Origin of the sequence: Oceanobacillus polygoni (assembly GCF_008304605.1) — a bacterium.
In the GTDB taxonomy this organism is placed as follows: domain Bacteria; phylum Bacillota; class Bacilli; order Bacillales; family Amphibacillaceae; genus Oceanobacillus; species Oceanobacillus polygoni.
Genome location: NZ_PIJY01000030.1, coordinates 188,306 through 209,792, shown reverse-complemented (window position 1 = coordinate 209,792; position 21,487 = coordinate 188,306). Strand labels below are relative to the sequence as shown.

23 protein-coding genes are annotated in these 21,487 nt (G+C 38.4%); 17 read left to right on the top strand and 6 right to left on the bottom strand.

Annotated features, from left to right (window positions below; translation table 11 throughout):
• Positions 1 to 110 precede the first annotated feature (110 nt).
• The 6 genes from F1560_RS15765 (at position 111) to F1560_RS15740 (ending at position 4,918) form a co-directional block, all read left to right on the top strand.
• Positions 111 to 707 carry a DUF2953 domain-containing protein gene (locus F1560_RS15765; RefSeq protein ID WP_149475604.1) on the top strand — a complete coding sequence of 199 codons (597 nt, stop codon included), beginning with the start codon at positions 111 to 113 and terminating at the stop codon, positions 705 to 707.
• The gene (gene ytfJ, locus F1560_RS15760) at positions 707 to 1,177 is read left to right on the top strand and encodes a GerW family sporulation protein (protein ID WP_149475603.1); all 471 of its coding nucleotides are present in this window, start codon (positions 707 to 709) and stop codon (positions 1,175 to 1,177) included. Before F1560_RS15765 ends, ytfJ begins: the two co-directional genes overlap by 1 nt.
• 153 nt (positions 1,178 to 1,330) lie before the next feature.
• Entirely contained in the window at positions 1,331 to 1,831 is a 501-nt protein-coding gene (gene tpx / locus F1560_RS15755; RefSeq protein ID WP_149475602.1) for a thiol peroxidase, read from the top strand.
• A gap of 287 nt (positions 1,832 to 2,118) precedes the next feature.
• Positions 2,119 to 3,102: a class I SAM-dependent methyltransferase gene (locus F1560_RS15750; protein WP_149475601.1), complete on the top strand. Its 984-nt coding sequence runs from the start codon at positions 2,119 to 2,121 to the stop codon at positions 3,100 to 3,102.
• 18 nt (positions 3,103 to 3,120) lie between these two features.
• Complete coding sequence (locus F1560_RS15745; RefSeq protein WP_149475600.1) at positions 3,121 to 4,305, top strand: acetate kinase; 1,185 nt, start codon at positions 3,121 to 3,123, stop codon at positions 4,303 to 4,305.
• Positions 4,306 to 4,399: 94 nt separating this feature from the next.
• Entirely contained in the window at positions 4,400 to 4,918 is a 519-nt protein-coding gene (locus tag F1560_RS15740; protein ID WP_245347684.1) for a MogA/MoaB family molybdenum cofactor biosynthesis protein, read from the top strand.
• 30 nt (positions 4,919 to 4,948) lie between these two features.
• Here F1560_RS15740 and F1560_RS15735 read toward each other — a convergent pair whose 3' ends face one another.
• The gene (locus tag F1560_RS15735; RefSeq protein WP_149475598.1) at positions 4,949 to 5,377 is read right to left on the bottom strand and encodes a universal stress protein; all 429 of its coding nucleotides are present in this window, start codon (positions 5,375 to 5,377) and stop codon (positions 4,949 to 4,951) included.
• A gap of 136 nt (positions 5,378 to 5,513) precedes the next feature.
• On the opposite strand from F1560_RS15735, the gene F1560_RS22190 reads away from it, so the two are divergent.
• Positions 5,514 to 5,672 carry a hypothetical protein gene (locus F1560_RS22190; RefSeq protein ID WP_187773748.1) on the top strand — a complete coding sequence of 53 codons (159 nt, stop codon included), beginning with the start codon at positions 5,514 to 5,516 and terminating at the stop codon, positions 5,670 to 5,672.
• Between the two features lie 184 nt (positions 5,673 to 5,856).
• The gene (ald, locus tag F1560_RS15730; RefSeq protein WP_149475597.1) at positions 5,857 to 6,978 is read left to right on the top strand and encodes an alanine dehydrogenase; all 1,122 of its coding nucleotides are present in this window, start codon (positions 5,857 to 5,859) and stop codon (positions 6,976 to 6,978) included.
• A 473-nt stretch (positions 6,979 to 7,451) separates the two neighbouring features.
• On the opposite strand, the gene F1560_RS15725 is transcribed toward ald, so the two are convergent.
• Positions 7,452 to 8,549, bottom strand: coding sequence for a M24 family metallopeptidase (locus F1560_RS15725; protein ID WP_149475596.1), 1,098 nt, complete (start codon positions 8,547 to 8,549; stop codon positions 7,452 to 7,454).
• 309 nt (positions 8,550 to 8,858) lie between these two features.
• On the opposite strand from F1560_RS15725, the gene F1560_RS15720 reads away from it, so the two are divergent.
• The 5 genes from F1560_RS15720 to F1560_RS15700 all read left to right on the top strand — a co-directional run bounded on the left by F1560_RS15720 (position 8,859) and on the right by F1560_RS15700 (position 13,136).
• Entirely contained in the window at positions 8,859 to 9,524 is a 666-nt protein-coding gene (locus F1560_RS15720) for a PspA/IM30 family protein (RefSeq protein WP_149475595.1), read from the top strand.
• A gap of 125 nt (positions 9,525 to 9,649) precedes the next feature.
• Positions 9,650 to 10,330, top strand: a complete 681-nt coding sequence (locus tag F1560_RS15715) for a metal-dependent hydrolase (protein ID WP_149475594.1) — start codon at positions 9,650 to 9,652, stop codon at positions 10,328 to 10,330.
• 164 nt (positions 10,331 to 10,494) lie between these two features.
• Positions 10,495 to 11,277: a prepilin peptidase gene (locus tag F1560_RS15710; RefSeq protein WP_149475593.1), complete on the top strand. Its 783-nt coding sequence runs from the start codon at positions 10,495 to 10,497 to the stop codon at positions 11,275 to 11,277.
• A gap of 252 nt (positions 11,278 to 11,529) precedes the next feature.
• Positions 11,530 to 11,757, top strand: coding sequence for a hypothetical protein (locus tag F1560_RS15705; protein WP_149475592.1), 228 nt, complete (start codon positions 11,530 to 11,532; stop codon positions 11,755 to 11,757).
• 71 nt (positions 11,758 to 11,828) lie between these two features.
• Positions 11,829 to 13,136: a DRTGG domain-containing protein gene (locus tag F1560_RS15700; protein ID WP_149475591.1), complete on the top strand. Its 1,308-nt coding sequence runs from the start codon at positions 11,829 to 11,831 to the stop codon at positions 13,134 to 13,136.
• Positions 13,137 to 13,187: 51 nt separating this feature from the next.
• Here F1560_RS15700 and F1560_RS15695 read toward each other — a convergent pair whose 3' ends face one another.
• Positions 13,188 to 13,484, bottom strand: a complete 297-nt coding sequence (locus F1560_RS15695) for a YtpI family protein (protein WP_149475590.1) — start codon at positions 13,482 to 13,484, stop codon at positions 13,188 to 13,190.
• A gap of 132 nt (positions 13,485 to 13,616) precedes the next feature.
• On the opposite strand from F1560_RS15695, the gene F1560_RS15690 reads away from it, so the two are divergent.
• Positions 13,617 to 14,564, top strand: coding sequence for a DHH family phosphoesterase (locus F1560_RS15690; RefSeq protein ID WP_149475589.1), 948 nt, complete (start codon positions 13,617 to 13,619; stop codon positions 14,562 to 14,564).
• A 44-nt stretch (positions 14,565 to 14,608) separates the two neighbouring features.
• Here the strand turns inward: F1560_RS15690 and F1560_RS15685 are convergent, their stop codons facing one another.
• The 3 genes from F1560_RS15685 to ytrH all read right to left on the bottom strand — a co-directional run bounded on the left by F1560_RS15685 (position 14,609) and on the right by ytrH (position 15,751).
• Positions 14,609 to 14,812 (bottom strand): YtzJ family protein, encoded by a 204-nt coding sequence (locus F1560_RS15685; protein ID WP_342780258.1) that lies wholly within the window; start codon positions 14,810 to 14,812, stop codon positions 14,609 to 14,611.
• A 103-nt stretch (positions 14,813 to 14,915) separates the two neighbouring features.
• On the bottom strand, positions 14,916 to 15,419 hold the full coding sequence (ytrI, locus tag F1560_RS15680; RefSeq protein ID WP_149475587.1) for a sporulation membrane protein YtrI: 504 nt from the start codon (positions 15,417 to 15,419) through the stop codon (positions 14,916 to 14,918).
• Complete coding sequence (gene ytrH, locus F1560_RS15675) at positions 15,419 to 15,751, bottom strand: sporulation membrane protein YtrH (RefSeq protein WP_149475586.1); 333 nt, start codon at positions 15,749 to 15,751, stop codon at positions 15,419 to 15,421. Before ytrH ends, ytrI begins: the two co-directional genes overlap by 1 nt.
• 143 nt (positions 15,752 to 15,894) lie before the next feature.
• Here ytrH and dnaE point away from each other — a divergent pair, with 143 nt between their 5' ends.
• The 3 genes from dnaE to F1560_RS15660 all read left to right on the top strand — a co-directional run bounded on the left by dnaE (position 15,895) and on the right by F1560_RS15660 (position 21,477).
• The gene (gene dnaE, locus F1560_RS15670) at positions 15,895 to 19,242 is read left to right on the top strand and encodes a DNA polymerase III subunit alpha (protein WP_149475585.1); all 3,348 of its coding nucleotides are present in this window, start codon (positions 15,895 to 15,897) and stop codon (positions 19,240 to 19,242) included.
• Between the two features lie 347 nt (positions 19,243 to 19,589).
• Positions 19,590 to 20,825, top strand: a complete 1,236-nt coding sequence (gene ystJ / locus F1560_RS15665; protein ID WP_149475584.1) for an NADP-dependent malic enzyme — start codon at positions 19,590 to 19,592, stop codon at positions 20,823 to 20,825.
• Between the two features lie 28 nt (positions 20,826 to 20,853).
• Complete coding sequence (locus F1560_RS15660; protein ID WP_149475583.1) at positions 20,854 to 21,477, top strand: FadR/GntR family transcriptional regulator; 624 nt, start codon at positions 20,854 to 20,856, stop codon at positions 21,475 to 21,477.
• Positions 21,478 to 21,487: the final 10 nt, after the last annotated feature.

Here is a 21,487-nt window from a genome sequence, read left to right as displayed (position 1 = left end):
AGCATTCCTTTTTTTAATATCCTAATAATCTGGAGTTAAAACGTTTAAAAACATTCTAATTGCTACAGACTAGTGACAAACAATAGATTGTGTAAGAGAGTTGGCACGATATGCTGCTTGTCGTTTTCTTCGTTATTATTTTATTTTTAGTGATACTATTATTTTCCAGTATCTACATTTCCATTCAGTACATTTATGAGCAGACGAAACAGCATGTGACTGTTTCTATATTTATTTTGCGAATCAAATTGTATAAAAAAAGCTACGATCTATCCAAGTTCAATGATAATTCTACTGCGAGCGGTGAAGAGAGTTTGACATTTTTTTCTGGAAAAATAAAGTTCTATTATCAAAAGTTGCAAAAAGTTAATCGTCTGTTAAATACTCTATTAAAACCCATTCGCTTGCATCAATTTAATTGGAATACAGTTGGCGGTACTGGAAATGCAGCTCTGACAGGGATCATGAGTGGAGGATTATGGACAGTTAAAAACACCTTAAGTCTCTATTTGATCAACAAATTACAAGTGAAATGTAAACCAATTGTTTACTTGGAACCTAATTTTCAACATCGATTTTTATATACAAATTTGGATTGTATGTTATCGATACGGTTAGGGAAAGCTATATACGTTTTTACAAAGCGGAAGAAGTATCTTCAAGCGATGAAGGAAGCTTTACAAACTGATGAAGGAGGAAACGCATAATGGAAGAGCATCCAATACAAGGTCTAATGACAACGGCAATGGAGAATTTGCAGAAAATGGTGGAAGTAAATACGATTATAGGAGATCCGGTGAAGTCGTTAGATGGTAGTCTGATTATCCCTGTATCAAAAGTAGGTTTCGGTTTCGCTGCAGGAGGTAGTGAATTTAGCCCCAATCATTCCGATGGAGATTCAGATGCTACATTGCCATTTGGAGGTGGAAGCGGGGGAGGAGTATCGATTACTCCAGTTGCCTTCTTAATCGTTAATGAGCAAGGAATTAAAATGGTTCACATGGATCAGCACATCCAACTATACGAAAAGATGATTGACTTCGCCCCACAGGTAGTTGATAAAGTGCAACAATTAATGAAGGAATCAGCCGAATCAAAAAAAGGTAGTGACAAGGAAGAAAAAGTGAAGGAAAAAGAAGATCGACGTCGCGATGGTCCCATTCAATTCGATATTTAATCTGAGGTTTTATCTCGAAGCTTTTTGGGTAAGTATAGGATGAATGCCTCGTTCACATAAATTTAATAGTTTTTCAGCTCGAATTATTGGACAGGCAGTGGGGATATCTTCATAATAAATGATAGGTTTGAAATAAAGGGAGGAATACAAAGAATGGTAAATGTTACTTTTAAGCAAGAGCCTGTTACATTAATTGGAACTGAAGTTAAAGTAGGAGATAAAGCTCCTGATTTTAAAGTGTTATCCAATGATTTGAAAGAGGTTACGTTAAAGGATTATAGTGGCAAAGTAAAATTAATCAGTGTTGTTCCTTCTATTGATACAGGCGTTTGTTCCGAGCAAACAAGACGCTTTAATGAAGAGGCAGATAAGTTGGATAATGTTGTCGTGTTAACGATTAGCATGGATCTGCCATTTGCTCAAAGTCGTTGGTGTGCTGCCAATGGAATTAAGAAAGTCGACACACTTTCTGATCATCGCGATGCAGATTTTGGTGAAAAGTATGGTGTGTTAATAGAGGAATTACGACTACTTGCAAGAGCAATCTTTGTTGTGGACTCCAATGATGATGTAAGACATGTAGAATATGTTGAGGAAGTATCAACACATCCTGATTACGAAGCAGCATTAAAGGCTGCAGGTGAAGCAGAATAAGGAAAGTAAAATCTCTCCCGGTTTAACGAGGAGAGATTTTACTGGTAAAGGCTTGCTCAATTGTTCACCAAATAGTTGATTTATAAAATTTAACTTTTTTATGAGGCGATTTTTTCTCGGACAAGAAAGTTATGATACAGTCCTATTTACATAAGTGCAACTCAGTATCTACCCTAATGTTATAACGAATATTAACGCTTTTAAGACAGATTTCAATTTAGTTTACATATCAATGTGTAATTTGTTACACTAGTAAAGTTGTGAAAGAATAGAATGGGGGATTGTTCATGGAAAAATCAAGTGTCGAAACGTTATTCGGCTGGTTGGATGAAACAACGACAATCATTCAGCAGCACCTAAATGAACCTTATCTTGAAAGTTTAACAATCGCGATGGAGTTCTTATTTTATGAAGGTGCACCTGAAGACATGGACGATATTTTAAATCGAAAATTACATAGCGCTTTAGCTAATATAGATTTTCATTCCTATGAAGCTGAAGATGTCCGCAAGGCAATCCAGCTTGCTATTTTAAAAGGGATGAAGGACTCTACACAGCAGCAACATGTGATGACACCGGAGTCAGTAGGGCTAATTGTCGGGTATCTTGCCGATAAACTTACAAAAGATAAAGAGGAACTGCGCGTTTTTGATCTGGTAAGTGGGACAGCGAATTTATTGACAACCGTTCTTGGGCAGTTAAAGCAAAACGTAACAGCCTATGCAAGTGAGGTTGACCCAACCTTAATTCAGTTATCGGTTATCAATGCAAATCTGCAGAAAAAGGAAATTGAATTTTTCCATCAGGACAGCCTGCGACCGTTCCTAATCGATCCAGTCGATTTAATTGTCGCTGATTTTCCTGTCGGATACTATCCAGACGAAATCGTAGCGAATGAATACCAGTTAAAAGCAGATACGGGCAATTCTTACGCACATCACTTGTTTATTGAGCAAAGTTTGCGCTATATAAAGGATGCGGGCTATCTGATTTTAGTCGTTCCAGAATTTCTTTTCGACAGTGATCAATCAGATAAGCTACATGCCTATCTTCAAGAACACGCTCATATAATTGGGGTTATTCGTTTACCTGAAACAGCATTTAAATCAGAAAAGAATGCAAAGAGCATTCTCGTTTTGCAGAAAAAATCTGCATCAACAAGTGCGCCAAAACAGCCACTGCTTGTACAAATGCCGTCCTTTAAAAATGCCAATGCGATGGCAGACATCCTTGGACAAATGAACAGGTGGTTTGAAAGTTACCAACATTAATTTTAGGAGTTGACAGCAATGAGTAATGTATTAGCAATTAATGCAGGTAGTTCATCTTTAAAGTTTCAATTGATTAAAATGCCCGAAGAAACGGTTGCAGCAATCGGGCTAGTGGAACGAATTGGAATGAATGATTCAATTTTTACAATTGAAGTTAATGGAAAGAAAGATAAAACAGTAACTGATATTCCGGATCATGGAGTTGCTGTTAAAATGCTATTGGATTCTTTAATTTCCACAAGTGTTATTCAATCGTTTGAAGAGATTAACGCTGTTGGTCATCGTGTTGTACATGGTGGAGAGCATTTCAGTGACTCTGTACTAATTACAGACGATGTGATTGCAAAAATTGAAGAAACATCAGAGCTTGCACCATTGCATAATCCTGCGAACTTAACAGGGATCCATGCATTTAAAGAAATTTTACCAAACGTACCTATGGTTGCTGTGTTTGATACTGCGTTCCATCAAACGATGCCGAAATCTTCTTATTTATACAGCTTACCAAAAGAGTATTATGAGGAATTTGGTATTCGGAAATATGGTTTCCATGGCACGTCACATAAATACGTTTCGGAACGTGCATCTGAATTAATGGGTGTCCCTCTTGATAATTTACGTTTAATTTCCTGCCATATCGGAAATGGAGCAAGTATTACAGCGATTAAAGATGGTCAGTCATTGGATACGTCGATGGGCTTCACTCCGCTTGCAGGTGTAACAATGGGTACACGTTCTGGTAATATTGACCCTGCACTTATTCCTTATATTATGGATAAAACTGGTAAAACTGCAGATGAAGTAATTAATGTGCTTAACAAAAAGAGCGGAATGCTTGCATTATCCGGTTTCTCCAGTGACTTACGTGATATTGAAGAAAAATCAGATACTGATCCACGTGCCGAGCTAGCATTGAAGGTTTTCGCAGATCGTATTCATAAATACATTGGTTCTTATGCTGCAAAAATGAACGGGGTAGACGCAATTATCTTTACTGCCGGTGTTGGAGAAAACAGTACAACCATCCGTGAGCAAATTTTAACTGGTTTAGAATTCATGGGTATTTACTGGGATCCTAAACTCAATGATGTTCGTGGGAAAGAACAATTTATCAATTACCCACATTCACCAGTAAAAGTTATTATTATCCCAACGAATGAGGAAGTAATGATTGCAAGAGATACAGTACGTTTAAGTAACTAATTGGCTTTTAAAGGCTTTGCCATAAAATTTTTATGGCAGGGCCTTTTTATTTTTTGTGTCAAATGGGTATAAGATAGGTAAGGAGGCGATGGAAATGGCAAGACATGATGATACACAAATTTTAGCCCTCAACTGCATGGTTCTTTCAATCAGCAATACACGTACGGAAAAAACAGATCAAGCAGGTAACTGCATAAGCAGAATTTTGGAGGAGTCTGGGCATCAAGTGAAATTCAAACAAATTATTAAAGATAAAAAGGAAGATATTCGCAAGATGATTGACGCTGGTGCAGAAAATCCAGAAGTTGATGCTATTATTATGAATGGCGGAACAGGGCTGTCAACGAATGACGTGACGATTGAAACGCTAGATGATATGTTGGAGAAAGAAATACATGGATTTGGCGAGTTGTTTCGAATGCTTTGTTATCAAGAAATTGCTTCTGCGGCAATTTTAGTTCGTGCAAAAGCAGGAGTAAGAAGGCATACAGCTATTTTCTCCATTCCTGGAACAGAAAATGCGGTTGACTTAGCAATGAATAAAATCATCATGCCAGAGCTTGAACATATTTGCTATGAAATAAAAAAAGACATGAACGTTGAAAAAATATAGCGCCTTGGGTTCTCCCAAAGCGCTTTTTATTTATCGAACTACTAATACGTCACATGATGCATACCTCGTGATGCTTTCAGAAACACTTCCGATTAGGAAGCGCTCAACTGCATTCATCCCAGTTGCACCGCAAATAATTAGATCGGCATTAAAATTTTCAGCAATGTCTTTCGCAATTTTAACTTTAGGAGAACCGTATTCCACACATCTAATTAAATCGTTTAGTCCAGCAGCATTCGCATTCTCAACATATGTGTCGAGTAATTCTTTAGCATATTCCTCTGCTCGCTCCGATAAAGTTCGATCATAAGCTTCTGCAGTTGCAAAGCTACGGGAATCAACTACATGTGCAAGAATCAGACGAGCATTATTGCGTTTAGCGATATCTAATGATTTTTGAAATGCCTTTTCAGCAGCTTCTGACCCGTCTACAGCAACAAGTATATTATTATATTCCATGATTCATCTCTCCCTTCTATATTTATTATATACCCTGAATACGCTGAATATAAGCGCAACAATACTAATTTGGTAATAAAAGTTATGGGATTGTTACAGATTTTCGAACATACTAGAACTATGGAGGTGATATGCGATGTCTAAGAAAGCAGGAAAACACCAGAAACTTGTTGAAGATAATGAAGGGGTTGCCGCTGTCCAGAACCAATTAAATGAAAGTTACCAAAGCGGTGTTATTGAAGATCAACTGCATAATAATAAAGGAATCTATACGTTCAATAATCAAAAAAAATAATAAAGCTAACTTATAGAGGAAGTTCAAAAATTCCGGAGATGATTCTCTTTTTTGAAACCAAGGGGAGAATGGTGGAATGCCAATTCTCCCCTAAATTAGTGCTTTTTATAGATACATTTGATACAATTAAATTAGTGATTTGTTTGGATAATTTTGACTACATAGGAAAATTGGGGGTGTGATCATGAAGATTGGAATACCAAAAGAAATGATGAACAATGAAAATAGGGTAGCCATGGCGCCGTCTGGAGTTCTCACATTAAAAAATGCTGGACATGAAGTGTATGTTGAAACGTCAGCTGGCCTTGGGTCTGGCTTTACAGACGAGGAATATGTTGCAGCTGGTGCAGTGATTGTAAACAGTGCCAAGGAAGCATGGTCTCAAGAAATGGTAATGAAAGTAAAGGAGCCACTCCAAGAAGAATTTGAATACTTTTTTGAAGGACAAATTTTATTTACGTACCTTCATTTGGCGAATGAGCCTGAGGTGACGAAGGCGTTAATTGATAAAAAAGTTGTTGGGATTGCTTATGAAACGGTTCAGCTTCCGAACCGAACATTGCCGCTATTAACACCAATGAGCGAAGTGGCTGGAAGAATGGCAACGCAAATCGGTGCACAGTTCCTTGAAAAGTCTAAAGGTGGTAAAGGAATTATTTTATCAGGGATTCCTGGGGTTAGTCGCGGTAAAGTTACTATTATTGGTGGTGGCGTTGTGGGAACGAATGCAGCGAAAATCGCCATTGGATTAGGCGCGGATGTTACAATAATTGATTTGAACCCGGATCGTTTACGTCAGCTTGATGATATTTTTGGTTCATCAATCAATACGTTGATTTCTAACTCATTGAACATTCAAGAAGCTGTGAAAAAGTCGGATCTTGTTATTGGATCTGTTTTAATTCCAGGTGCTAGAGCGCCGAAGCTGGTAACAGAAGAAACAGTAAATGAGATGGAGGAAGGCTCCGTTATTGTCGACGTTGCGATTGATCAAGGTGGTAACTTTGAAACAAGTGATCGAATTACTACACATGATGCCCCAACATTTACAAAGCATGGCGTATTACATTATACCGTTGCAAATATGCCAGGAGCAGTACCACGTACATCGACGATTGGCTTAACGAACGTTACTGTACCTTATGCTTTGCAACTGGCGAATAAAGGATTAAAACGGGCAAGCTTAGAAAATGAAGCATTGTTAAAAGGTGTCAATACATTAGATGGCTTTGTAACGTATCGAGCAGTTGCAGAAGCGCATGACTTAGCATACGAGGATGCTCGTGTATTGTTGCAAAAAAAATAAGAGCATAAAGCTCTTATGGAGCAGCATGGTCGATGGCGCCACAAATTGTGACGTCATCGACCAACTGCTTGTTACTCACCAAACTTAGAAATACCTCTACAAACGCACATCATCTAACTATCTTGTGAATTTGGAACCGTACAATGTGTTGATGGTATCTCCTGTTTCAGATAAAGCTATTCCAATGTTAAGCGTGACATGAAAGGAGTCGAAGCTATTAAGGTTACCGATTTTACGATTTGTTTCGTCTAAAATCAATATAGTAATCTGTTTAGCTTTTGCCATAATACTTCAGGTAGGATGACAACGAATTCATCTCCGCCAAGCTAGCAGGTATATTTTTCTCGCAGATAATTTTGTTAAATCAATATATTTGAAGCTGGTCCATTTAACCCAATTCAGCTTAGATAGGGGCTGGGCACGGCAATGAAGTGATAGTAAAAACGACCTTCCAATGTAGAAGGTCGTTCTTTTTATTCGATAATCTGTAGCTCTTTCGGATAAGTGGTCAAGATATCCGGTCCTTTTTCTGTCATGAAAATCATATCCTCAATACGCACTCCGCCAGAACCTGGCACATAGATTCCTGGTTCAATCGTGTAGCACATACCAGCCTTAAGCGGAAGTTCGTTATTGCTATGCATGGATGGGTATTCATGTGTTTCAATGCCAAGGCCATGGCCGATACGGTGTGTGAAATAATCACCATACCCAGCTTTAGCAATGGTTTCGCGCGCAGCTTGGTCGACTTTGCCGACTGGCGTATTCAGTTTAGAAGCGGCAATGGCATCCAATTCAGCGGCAAGCACCGTTTCATAAATTTTTCGTTGCTCATCACGAATCGATTTATAAGCAACCGTCCTAGTTATATCGGAACAGTAGCCTTCAAAAATAACACCGAGATCAAACAGTATGAGATCTCCTGGTGCAACCTTAGTGGATGCTGGTGTTCCATGCGGAGAGGCTGTTTTTGCTCCAGCAAGCGCCATGGTCGTAAATGACATTTCTCGCACACCTTGTTTTTTCAACTCATACTCTATTTTAGCTACGAGTTCGAGTTCGGTTACTCCTTCAGCAATCGCTTTAACACCTGTTTCAATACCGAAGTCAGCAAGTGCAGCTGCTTGTTTTAATAACGTATATTCCTTTTTGTTTTTGATGACACGTAAGTTAGCCATGATTTTCTGTGCATCAACAATTGCGGTATTCGGTAAAATTTGTTTTATTGCGCTTGACCGTTCTAATGTAATGTGATCATGCTCGATTGCTATTGAACCAGGCACCTTATTGTTTTTATGCAAGTAATCGGAAAAAAGCTGCCATGGATCTTCGTGGTCATAGTAGCTAATAATAACACTGGACCAGCCTGCAGCCTTCGCATCTTCCTCTTCCATCTTAGGCACGATCAGAACCGGATCAAGATCACCACTAACATATACACCAATCAAACGTTCGTGGGGATCGGTATAATAATTACTTAAATAATAGAAGTTTGCTTTTGATGTAATTAGCGCACTATCTATTTGCTCTTGTTTCAATACGTTTAATAAATTACTTAATCGTTCATTCATTTCTGTTTCACCTCGAAAAATAGACTATCCTTAGTATAGCAGTCCGTAAATGCGTGTTCAAATGAGGGGATAGATAACCAATGCAAAAATGAAAAAAATCTGCATTGCGATGAAACTTTTTAACCGTTTAACTCGTATTACAAAGGGAAGAGGTAAAAAAATAGATCCTTGGAGCGGTATATGGCAGGTGTGATCCTCACTGGATCAATGCATAGAAACATTCGCCTCACTAACCTAGCGAATGTGAAGATCTTAAAAAAAATGGTAAGATTATTGTAGCAAGTATATATTTTAAAAGGAGGAATTCTCATGTTTAAATTTTTTAATCGAATCAAGACAGTCGTTAGCTCAGAATTAAATGCAATGCTTGATAAAGCTGAGGATCCGGTGAAAATGCTTGATCAATTTATGCGTGACATGGCAGCGGATATACAGGAAGTGGAAGCTGCGGTTGCCAAACAAATTGCAAGCGAAAAAATGCTCAAACGTAAAGCAAATGACGCAGAAGCAATGATTGAAAAGCGGATGCAACAAGCAGAACAAGCGATTGAAGCAGATAATGATGATTTAGCCCGTCGTGCTATTGAGGATAAAAAAGCACATGAAGCAACATTTAAGACATTAAATGAATCATGGGAACGTACAAGTAAAGATGTTGAAGTATTAAAAGAAAAATTAACCGAAATGAAAAAAGAATATCAAGAAATGAAACTGAAAAAGGATACATTAAAAGCACGAGCAGAATCTGCGAAAACAAGAACAAAAATGAACCGTACGATGTCTTCGATTGGAAACGACGAATCGAAACGTGGTTTTGAGCGGATGGAAGAGAAAGTGATGCAGTATGAAGCAGAAGCTGAAACATCCGAAGATTTAGCTCAGTCTGCTCGAACGTTAGACGATGAATTCAAGGAGTTAGCAAATAATGAAGTGGACGATGAGCTTGCGGCCTTGAAGGCGAAGTTAGGGAAATAGCATCAAGGGGGAGCAGAGCATTCTGCTCTTTTCTAATGGTGTAAAAAATGTACCAAAAGGGTAAAGGAAAAAGAAATACTCTTGTCGAATACATAGAGTAAATGAATAAAAAAGGAGAGATATTTGTGAAGGTATCGTATCATGGACATTCTGTCGTACAAGTGGTTACAGAAAGCCATACCATTTTAATTGATCCATTTATTTCAGGTAATGAAGCATGTGACCTTGATGCGAACACAGTGAAGGCAGATGTGATTTTGCTGACGCATGGTCACAATGATCATGTAGGGGATACGTTTGAAATTGCCAAAAGAAATGACGCCCTGGTTGTTGCTCCGAATGAGCTTGCTGTTTACCTAGGTACGAAAGGGTTAAATACGCACCCAATGCATATCGGAGGGGCACGTGAATTTGACTTTGGTAAGGTAAAATTCACCCAAGCTTTCCATGGCTCATCGTATACAGAAGAAGACGGAACCGTCATTTACGGTGGAATGCCTGCTGGAATATTGCTGACGATTGAAGAGAAAACAATTTATCATGTTGGTGATACTGCATTATTCACGGATTTAAAAATGTATGGCGAAATGAATTCGATTGATGTCGCATTTATACCAATTGGTGATAATTTCACAATGGGACCAGAAGATGCGCTTGTTGCGGCAGACTGGATTAACGCAAAAGTATCTGTTCCTGTTCACTACAACACCTTCCCGGTAATTGAACAGGATGCGAAGGGCTGGGCTGCCCAAGTGAAAACCGGTGACGGCAGAGCACTAAACATTGGTGATGTAATCGAATTGTAGAAAAACGTGAGCTTTATTGGCTCACGTTTTTTATCTCCACTTGAAGCCCCATTTTTTTACTTACCCTCAAATTATGACCTATCCTATTTTAGTAAAATATTTGCCATAGTTTTCACCGTACGATTATACTAGTTCTATATTACTAATGATAAGGAGCTATACATATGGATCTGCTACTACTTTTCCTTCTCTTTTTTCTCGGTATTTCGTTAGGATCTTTTTATAATGTTGTTGGTCTCCGGTTACCAACCAAACAATCTTTTAGCAAAAAGAATGATCGCTCGTACTGTCCCAATTGCAAGAAACAGCTATCCTGGTATGAACTTATTCCCGTGTTATCTTATTTAATGCAAGGTGGAAAATGCCGTGGGTGTAAAGATAAAATCTCCATTATCTATCCAATAGGAGAATTGCTGACCGGTTTATTATTTGCGCTTAGCTATATTCGTTTTGAATTTCAAGTAGAAATTATCATGGCAATACTCTTTGTATCCATGCTTATGATTATTTTCGTCACGGACATGACCTATATGCTTATCCCAAATAAAATTCTGCTTTTTTTCTTGCCTATCTTTATAATCATGCGAATCATTCAGCCACTTGAGCCGTGGTGGTCTTCCATCATTGGTGCAGTCACCGGGTTTGGTTTAATTTTTATTATTATTCTCGTATCACGTGGTGGAATGGGGGCAGGGGATATGAAGCTATTTGGTGTGTTAGGCATTGTATTAGGTTTTGAAAATGTCCTGCTTACATTTTTCCTTTCTTGTCTTCTAGGAGCGGTTGTCGGAATATTGCTCATGCTGTTTAAAGTTGTCAAACGAAAACAACCCATCCCATTTGGCCCATTTATCGTCATTGCTGCACTATTAACCTACTTTTTTGGAGATGCGATTGTTGAATGGTATGTTAGCTTATCGATCAGTCATTTACTTCTAGTCGAATAGATCGTAGTTTAACTAATTAAAGTGCTATTCATTCACTCAGCAATCTTACCACTTCAGAAGTTCTCATTCATTTTTTGAGAAAGTCTACTCTACCCTTTTCAAACCTTTTTTCCACACCTTGTTTCATTCCTTGCTTAATGATTGTGTCAATAACAAACCAAAAACATAGCAACAAATCCACCACTCTTATCTCCCAGTTCTTAATCCGCCTCTCTTCACATAAAATAATAGAAAACAAAAGGAGGAGATTCCATGCGACACTACGCTATACTAAGACTACTATTAGCGGCTTTCTTTCTATATATTGCTTGGCCAGTAATTCCATCTGCTTCAAGTAATACAGAATTGATTTTCTGGGGTGGATGGTTGTTATTCCTGCTCTTAGTTATTGGAGCAAACTTAGCGACGCTTTTACAAATGACAAGCCCTCCAGTTATGGAACAGGAACAATATAACGAGCGGAGACGTGATAATTATTGAGTTTCTTCACTTTCAACTGTATAATAAAATATAATTAGTGATATAGTACAGTTGAAAGCTGGTGAAATAAAATGACAACTAAACATGAGCAGATTATTCAACATATTATTTCGTTGTCGGTGGGCAGTAAAATTTCGGTACGACAAATAGCGAAAGATTTGAATGTAAGTGATGGAACAGCATATCGTGCGATTAAAGAAGCAGAAAATCAAGGGATTGTCAGTACAATTGAGCGTGTAGGTACGATTCGAATTGAACGCAAGAAGAAAGAGAACTTCGATCGTCTTACATTTGCTGAAGTCGTTAACATAATTGATGGACAAGTGTTGGGTGGTCACGACGGACTATACAAAACATTGAGCAAATTTGTAATCGGTGCCATGCAGTTAGAAGCGATGATGCGCTATACACAAGCTGATTCCTTATTGATAGTTGGAAATCGTATTAAGGCGCATGAACTAGCGTTAAATGCTGGTGCGGCTGTATTAATAACAGGTGGATTTGATACAGAAGATTATATTAAGAAACTAGCAGATGACAAAGAAATGCCGATTATTTCAACGAGCTATGATACGTTTACCGTCGCTGCTATGATTAATCGAGCGATTTACGACCAATTGATTAAAAAAGAAATCATTTTTGTTGGTGATATTGCCACGCCTTTTGAAGAATCCCATTATTTGCGCTCAAAGGATACGATTGAAGCGTGGTACAAGCTGAATAGTTTATCCTCACATACACGTTTTCCGGTTGTAGATGATAAACTGCAAGTTATTGGGATGGTCTCTTCAAAGGATATTGTTGGAAAGGACAGAAGTATTGTCATTGATCGGGTGATGAGCAAGAAACCACAAGTCGTTCTAAGTAAAACTTCACTCGCTTCTGTAGCACATACGATGGTTTGGGAAGGGATTGAGCTCGTGCCTGTTGTGGATCAGTCATATCAGTTACAAGGTGTTGTATCACGGCAGGATGTATTAAAAGCAATGCAACAAATACAACGACAGCCACAGGTTGGGGAGACCATTGATGATATTGTTTCTAGAAATTTAGAAACAAGTGAGGACGATGAAAACATCTTCGAATCAATGGTTATTCCGCAAATGACGAATCAGTTAGGAACACTATCAAATGGAGTATTTATAACTCTAATTACGGAAGCAAGTAGCCGCCTGCTCAAGAAAGTGAAAAAAGCTGATGTTACGATTGAAAATATCACTGTTTATTACAGCAAGCCAGTTCAAATTGATAGTAAACTAACTATCAAACCACAATTACTTGATGTTGGACGTCTTTATGCCAAAATTGATGTTGAAGTATATAATGAACGTAATTTAGTAGGAAAAGGATTAATTATGGCTCAGCTCATTAATCGATAATAAAAAAGAAATCGGCTATTTGGGCCGATTTCTTTCATTCTCACACTATAATTATTCGCTTGGGTTTAAGCGACGCCATTCACTTCGATAATGTTTTGCTTCCATGACTCCTCTGTATAACTGAAGTCCCCCGAGGATAATGAAAATGATTCCAATAAATAAGGACAGCTGCGTTTTATAGAAGATATATTGGTTAATTCCAAACGCCAATACAAAGGTACCAAGGCATATTCGTGCTTTTGCATTAAAATAATGTTGAATGATTTCATCGTTGCTTTTAAGAATAGCAACTTTATAATAGATAAAGAGGACAGCTGCTACAACGATAATGGCAGGGAAAATAAACATGGAATCTCTCCTAAATGGTTTAAAGTATATGTATATCGCTAAAATTCACATATAATTGTAACTTGTTTTTATGAATAAAGCTAGAGAAAGTAAATGAATTCTACAAATTCTAATAAGAATAGGGGTAAAGATATGAAATGGAAACAGATTATTGACGCAATCAAGGAAAACGATACGATTATTATCCACCGACACGTCAGACCGGATCCAGACGCAATTGGATCGCAGGTTGGTTTAAAAGAAATCATCAAGCATTCCTTTCCCAGCAAGCATGTTTATGTAGTAGGGGAAGATGAGCCTACATTAACATTCTTGGCAAGTATGGATGATATTGGCGACAATGTCTATGAAAACGCGCTCGTTATCGTATGTGATACAGCTAATAGACCACGAATTGATGATCAGCGTTATACGATGGGGAGACAGCTTATTAAAATAGATCATCATCCAAATGTTGATGTATATGGTGATGTAAGTGTTGTTGATACAACTGCAAGTTCCGTAAGCGAGATGATTTTTGAATTGTATGAGCAGGGCAGGGAAGACGGGTTCAGGTTAAATGATACTGCTGCACGTTTACTATATGCTGGTATTGTTGGAGACACGGGGAGGTTTATGTTTCCAAGTACAACGAAAAAAACATTTCAGTATGCGGCTGAATTGGTAACCTATGACTTTGACAGACCAGCATTATATGCTGAATTATATAGTGTAGAGGATAACATTTCTCGTTTGCAGGGGTATGTTTTGCAAGAGTTTGAGCTTTTACCGTCGGGGCTTTGTACAATCAAATTGACGAAGGGAATTTTAGAGAAATTCCATGTTTCTCCAGATGAATCTAGCCAGCTTGTGAATATATTAAGTACCATTAAAGGGATTAAAGCATGGGTGTTCTTCATTGAGGAAGAAGATCAGATTCGTGTCAGATTGCGCTCGAAAGGTCCGGTAATCAACGAAATTGCCGCGAATTATAATGGTGGTGGGCATCCACTGGCATCTGGAGCAACGATATATTCGTGGGAAGAAGCAGATAACATGACAAATGAACTAGAATCCGCTTGTCTTGCACATATGCGATAAGTTAGATGCCATGCTGGAGGCTGTCTTGAAGACAGTCTCCAAATTTAGCTCGTTTTACTAGTTGACAATGGGATAAACCAACAACCAGAATTTGTTGCATCGCATTGGACAGGCATGTTTTCTTTTTCAATTGCTCGTTTCATTAATCGGACAAGCTCCTCCGTTTCAGCGTATGCATTTTGTCCTTTTCGTAATTGATTCATTTTTTCATCACGTATTCGTCTTAAATTGATGGGCAACACGGACATCGACTCCCTTCAACATTTAAAATGTAACTGCTTTCATTACTATTCTATGATAAGTGACCAGGGAAATCTATACAATTGTTAGATGTGTCACGAAAAATACAAATTAATTTGATAATTGAGGGATTACCTCTATTTTTAAGTCCGATGTAATCACTAATTTTTTTACCTGAAAATAATAGGTGAAATCATCAATGGTAAATGCTTTATTCTCTATTGTGGATTGAAGCAATCGATCACTTTTATCAATAATCGCAATTTCTTGTCCGATTACATGACTAATTTGTTCCTTAATCATCTCTTCCAACTGATGTTCAATAAGCCGATCTAGCTTTAATCTATCCCCCTCAACAATCGTAACTGAAATGGAGTTCACGGTTGATGGTTGTTCGGATTTTTCACTTAAATCTTCCTTATCTTTTAAAAGTGCTTCATTCTGTTCTTTCAGGTCATTTACTTGCGATGTTAGTTCAAGGTTTTCCCCTAACAACTCCTCGTACATCGTACCGTACATATAAATAAGGATGAAGTATGCAATAATCCCCCCAACGAATGCACCTGTGAAAAAAAGCTGCCAGGTAGGTTTTTTATGATATGGTGGAATATGCATTAAGGACTCTCCTTTTGTAAAAACCAATCAATAATGATGATTCCAGTTTTCACGCCACCCATTGCAGATAAGATTAGTAAAACTTGCTTCACGAAATCGATTGTAGAACCATCTGTTAATCCCTTTTCAAAGTTTGCAATCGCATCAAAGGTACCTCCAATTGCCGCAACAATAGCCCAAATTCGCAAACGGTCAGCTATTCGCCCCATCGATGTAAGTGGGGCATCGCCCGTTGCGAAATCACCAATACTGCCGATAAAAGATCCTCCAATGATGACACCGAGAGCAATAAAAAAACATGAAATAAATGCAGCAAAAAACCGTTCTTCCATTGTTTATGCACTCCTTCCTGAGGCATAGTCTATACATTTTATGACCGCCTCGGACGAGTTATGCAAAGAAAAAGAATGCAAAAGCGTATGCATGTTCGAAATAGGTTGTTATAATGATATATAGAAAGAAAAGGCGGGATAGTATGTCATACACACATTTACAAGTTAAAAGCGGCTATAGTTTGATGAATAGTACGATAACGATTCCTAAATTGGTCGAGCGAGCACAAGAATTGAATTTTAATGCGCTTGCATTAACGGATGAAGAAGTGCTGTATGGAGTCATTCCATTCTATCGCGCATGTAAGAGCTATGGAATCAAACCGATTATCGGCATGTCCATGCGTATACTGGACAATGAGGAAGAAATCATTCCATGCATCTTATTAGCGAAAAATAATGCTGGTTACCAACAGTTGATTAAACTAAGCACAGCGATTCAGCAGGAGTCTATGGATGGCATGAAGCTAAATGCCTTACAAGAAGTAGCTGGCGAATTAATCTGCGTTGTACCAGTCAATCATTTGAAAATAACGCATCTTTTTCAACATCAACATACGGATATTGTAGGCTATTTCAAGCAATGGCAGGCATTATTTGCTGAAGGTGACTTTTACCTTGGAATACAAGAGAAAGACGAGGCAATTTTTGCATTAGTAAAAGCATTCCATGAAGCATCCGATGTTCCTGTTACAGCGATTAATGATGTCGTTTATCTTGAAGAAAAGGATGCAATTGCGTTTGATTGTCTCCAAGCAATGAAAACGGGAAATCAGTGGGGAATGAAGATTACGGATTCCACCATTAAAAATAGACATCTTCGTTCCGAATCGGAGATGGAAGCATACTTTGGATCCATCTGGCCAGAGGTGCTTGAGGAGACAGTAGCGATTACAGGTAAGTGTAACGTTGTGATCGATTTTGAACAGCGTCTGCTGCCATCTTTTCCTGTACCAGAAGAAACAAATGCAGATAATTACTTAGAAAAATTATGCTGGGAAAAAGTTGAGGAAAGGTATCAAACAGTAACTGAGGCAATGAAAGAACGCCTTTCCTATGAGCTCCATGTGATTCAATCTATGAAGTTTAGCGATTATTTTCTGATTGTAGCAGACTTTATTGGATATGCGAAAGCAAATCAGATTGTTGTCGGGCCGGGAAGGGGGTCCTCGGCAGGATCGATTGTTGCTTATATACTTGGTATTACAGATGTTGATCCAATGGAATACGGTCTTTTATTTGAACGTTTTCTAAATCCAGAACGGCGAACCATGCCGGATATTGACGTCGATTTTTCAGATGCCAGGCGTGATGAAGTTATTGCGTATGTCCAGGAGAAATACGGGGCAGAACATGTTGCACAAATCATTACATTTGGTACCTTTGCAGCCCGGTCGTTAATTAGAGAATTAATAAAAACGATGGATGTTGACGGGCAGGATGCTAACTTTATTTTGCGGGAAATTCCACTACAGTCAACGAAACGGATTGCAGAACTCGTAAAGGAATCGGAAGAATTGTATCGTTATGTAAAAACATCCCCTAAATTAAAACTTTTATTTGCTGTCGCTGTGATACTCGAAGGACTGCCACGGCATATCTCAACCCATGCAGCCGGAGTGGTTATTAGTGAGAAACCGTTAATAGAGCATGTTCCTTTAACAGTAGGTGCAAACGATACACATCTTACTCAATTTCCAATGAACGATTTAGAAGCAATAGGGTTACTAAAAATGGATTTCCTTGGACTACGGAATTTAACCTTATTGGAGAAGGTTATTCAGTCGATAACCTATACAGGTGCTAAACCGATTACACTTGAGGAAATTCCTGAGGACGATGCGAGGACCTATGAATTATTGCGAAGCGGACAAACAAATGGTGTGTTTCAACTTGAATCACAAGGGATGAAACAGGTGCTTACTGAACTTATGCCTAGCCGTTTTGAAGATATTGTTGCAGTTAATGCTCTATATCGTCCAGGCCCAATGGATTTTATTCCGGTATATATTGCGCGGAAGCATGGAAAGGAAGAAGTGACATACCCACACCCTGATTTAAAGCCAATCCTCGCGCATACTTTTGGTGTACTTGTTTATCAAGAACAAATTATGCAAATAGCAAATCGGATTGCAGGGTTTACATTTGGTGAGGCTGATATGCTGCGTCGGGCTGTTAGTAAAAAGAAGCAAGCTGTTATGGATGCACAAAAAGAAGCATTCATTCAAGGTTGCCTAAACAATGGCTACAAGCTAAGTGTTGCAGAAGAGATTTTTAGCTGGATCGTTAAATTTTCAAATTATGGTTTCCCAAGAAGTCATGCCGTTGCTTATAGTAAAATTTCCTATCAGCTTGCCTTTTTAAAAGCACATTACCCAGCAAGCTTTTTTGCGGAATTATTAAGTGCTTCACGAAGTCAATACGATAAGCTACATCTTTACACGCAAGAACTTAAAGCATTAGGGCTTGAAGTATTGCCACCTCATATCAATCGAAGCTATGGCAAATACAGTGTGGAGGAAAAACGCGTTCGTATGGGGCTTTCTTCTATCAAATCGCTAGGTAACCAAGCAATTGGCGAGATTATTCGAGCGCGAAAATCGGGTCCATTTAAAAATTTATTTGACTTCTGCCTTCGTACGTCATCAAAGCTTGTTAATCGAAAAACAATTGAAAATCTTATTTTGGTTGGAGCATTTGATGAAACGTATCCCAATCGTGCAAGCTTACTATCTTCCATTGAGCAGGCAATGGAGCAAGGAGAGCTATTTAAAGAATTTCAAGGCGGGTCTAATCTTTTCCAGGACCAAATCGAGCTCGATGCCGAGTACGTCGAGATTGATGATTTTAGTCAAGTTAAGAAATTAGCAGATGAAAAAGAGCTTCTTGGCATGTATGTCTCAAGTCACCCCTTAAAGGAATATCGGAAGCAGCTGCGAGTTAATGGTCAAGTCTCACTTGGACAAGCGGCTAAAATGATTGGAAAGCGAAATTTAAACGTAACGGTAATCATTCAAGCGATTCGAGTTATTCGCACAAAACGGGGAGATAAAATGGCATTTCTGACGATTGATGATGAGCAAACGGAAATGGAAGCAGTTATTTTTCCGGATGTATATAGAGAGATAAGCTCCTGGCTGCAAGAGGAGATGCTCGTTAGTCTAGAAGGGAAAGTAGAGTCTAGGAATAATAAGCTACAGATGGTGATCAATTCTGTCAAACCGTTTCATCAAGAAGCATTACAGTCAGATTATGAACAACGTCTATTTATTAAAGTGGAAAACATGACGAATCAGCAAGCACTGCAAATCATTGAGAAGGTGGCAGAACGCTATCCAGGTGGCGCGCTGGTCATCATATACGATGGTCAAAAGAAGCAATCTTATCGGCTAGCAAACACTTATCGACTATATCCAGACAATCATTGCTTGAAAGAGCTAAATCGTTATTTTGGAAGTGGAAATGTTGTTTTGCAAAATCGAGAAGTTTAAAGTAGTTTGATAATTTTAACCTGTCTTTCGCATTGAAACTCGTGCTGCTTGCTACGTGTTATTTATGTGATACCAATGTACATCGTTTCCATGCTTAGCTTGTTCCAAACGCTGCATTAATTACGATCATGAGGGATTAGCTATCACTTTACAGGTGAGATGCATCTGTTATAATAGAGGAGTTATTGGTGGTCTGACCACTAGTAACTCAAACAAATTCCAGCAAGCTATGAACTGCAATTATTCTACTTTATTTTTAGCTGGACATGTTTGTTTGAACCATCATACAACAAGAGATACAGAGGATATAATACAATTTCTACATCAAAAGGAGAGAGTAATTAAAAATGGCAAGCTTGAGAGATGAAGCGTTACATATGCATAGGGTAAAACAAGGGAAATTGGAGATTCAATCGAAGGTTTCTGTTAATAATGCAGCAGATTTAAGTTTAGCATACTCCCCTGGCGTAGCAGAACCTTGTAAAGAGATTCATGAAAGTAACGATCGAGTCTATGATTATACGATGAAAGGGAATATGGTTGCCGTCGTAAGTGATGGTTCAGCCGTGTTAGGTCTTGGTAACATCGGGCCTGAAGCTGCAATGCCGGTAATGGAAGGGAAAGCTGTGTTATTTAAAGGATTTGCAGGTGTAGATGCATTTCCAATTTGTCTCGCAACACATGATGTAGATCAAATTGTCCAAACTGTAAAATTGTTAGAACCAACATTTGGTGGCGTTAACTTAGAAGATATTGCAGCACCAAATTGCTTTATTATTGAAGAACGTTTAAAAGACGAAACGAACATTCCTATTTTCCATGATGACCAGCATGGAACAGCAATCGTGACGGTTGCAGGCTTAATCAATGCATTGAAGCTAGTTGGAAAGGAATTCTCTGAAATCAAAGTTGTTGCAAATGGTGCAGGTGCAGCCGGCATTGCAATTATCCGCCTGTTAGAGAGCTTCGGTGTAAGGGACATGATTATGTGTGACTCAAAAGGTGCTATTTTTGAAGGTAGAACTTACGGAATGAATAGCGTTAAAGATAGAGTTGCCAAATTTACAAATATAAATAAAGTAGAGGGATCACTGGAGGAAGTTCTAGAAGGTGCCGATGTCTTTATTGGTGTATCTGTTGGTGGCGCACTTACGAAGGAAATGGTTTCTAAAATGAACAAAGATGCCATTATTTTTGCAATGGCAAATCCTGATCCGGAAATTTTGCCTGAGGATGCAAAAGCAGCTGGTGCACGTGTTGTTGGTACTGGTAGATCGGATTTTCCAAATCAAGTTAACAATGTTCTAGCATTTCCTGGGATATTCCGTGGTGCGTTAGATGTAAGGGCGACAAGAATTAATGAACGAATGAAGGTTGCAGCTGCAAAAGCAATTGCATCCCTTATTGCAGAAAATGAAATTACAGAGGATTACGTGATTCCGTCACCTTTTGATACTCGTGTTGCTCCACTAGTTGCAGCAGATGTCGCAAAGGCTGCGATGGACTCAGGGGTTGCTCGAATCAAGGTAGACCCGAATGAAGTAGCTGAGAAAACGCGAAGATTAACCGGATCTAAACAATAACCGGTTTCCTAGGAGTGGAGTGTTATTTTTGTCCTTTTCAATCGAACAAAAGGTATATCAGGGAGTAATTAAGGAATTACAACGATATATTGAGAAAAACAATCTAAATCCAGGAGACAAGCTTCCATCAGAACGAGAGCTTTCCGAAAGGTTGAAAGCCGGTAGATCATCTGTAAGGGAAGCATTACGAGCGTTAGAGCTTATCGGACTTGTTGAAACGAGACATGGAGAAGGGACCTACTTAAGGGAATACCGTTCCTTTCAAACAGTAGAGTTACTATCATCCTTTATTCTAAGGCAAAATAATATGAAAGATGATTTGACCTTTACGAAGAAAATCATGGAAAAGGAAGCAGCAAAGCTAGCCTTTGGACGAATCAGTGCACCTGATATACAGGAACTGAAAACAATACTTGAAGCAAATAGTAGTGATGCACTTACAAAACACCGTAGCTTTTTTAAATATTTATTTGAGAAAACGGAGAATCTATTGTTAATGAAAATATGGACATTAATGGATGAGTTTTCACACGCTGTTTGTGTATACCGTTTTGAGGAATCCTTCTATTATTCTTTACTTAAGCTGTATAGTGAAAGGGATTATTCATCCATTGATCCATTATTTTCAAGTGAAGTTCAGGTGAGCAGTTGAGGGAATATTT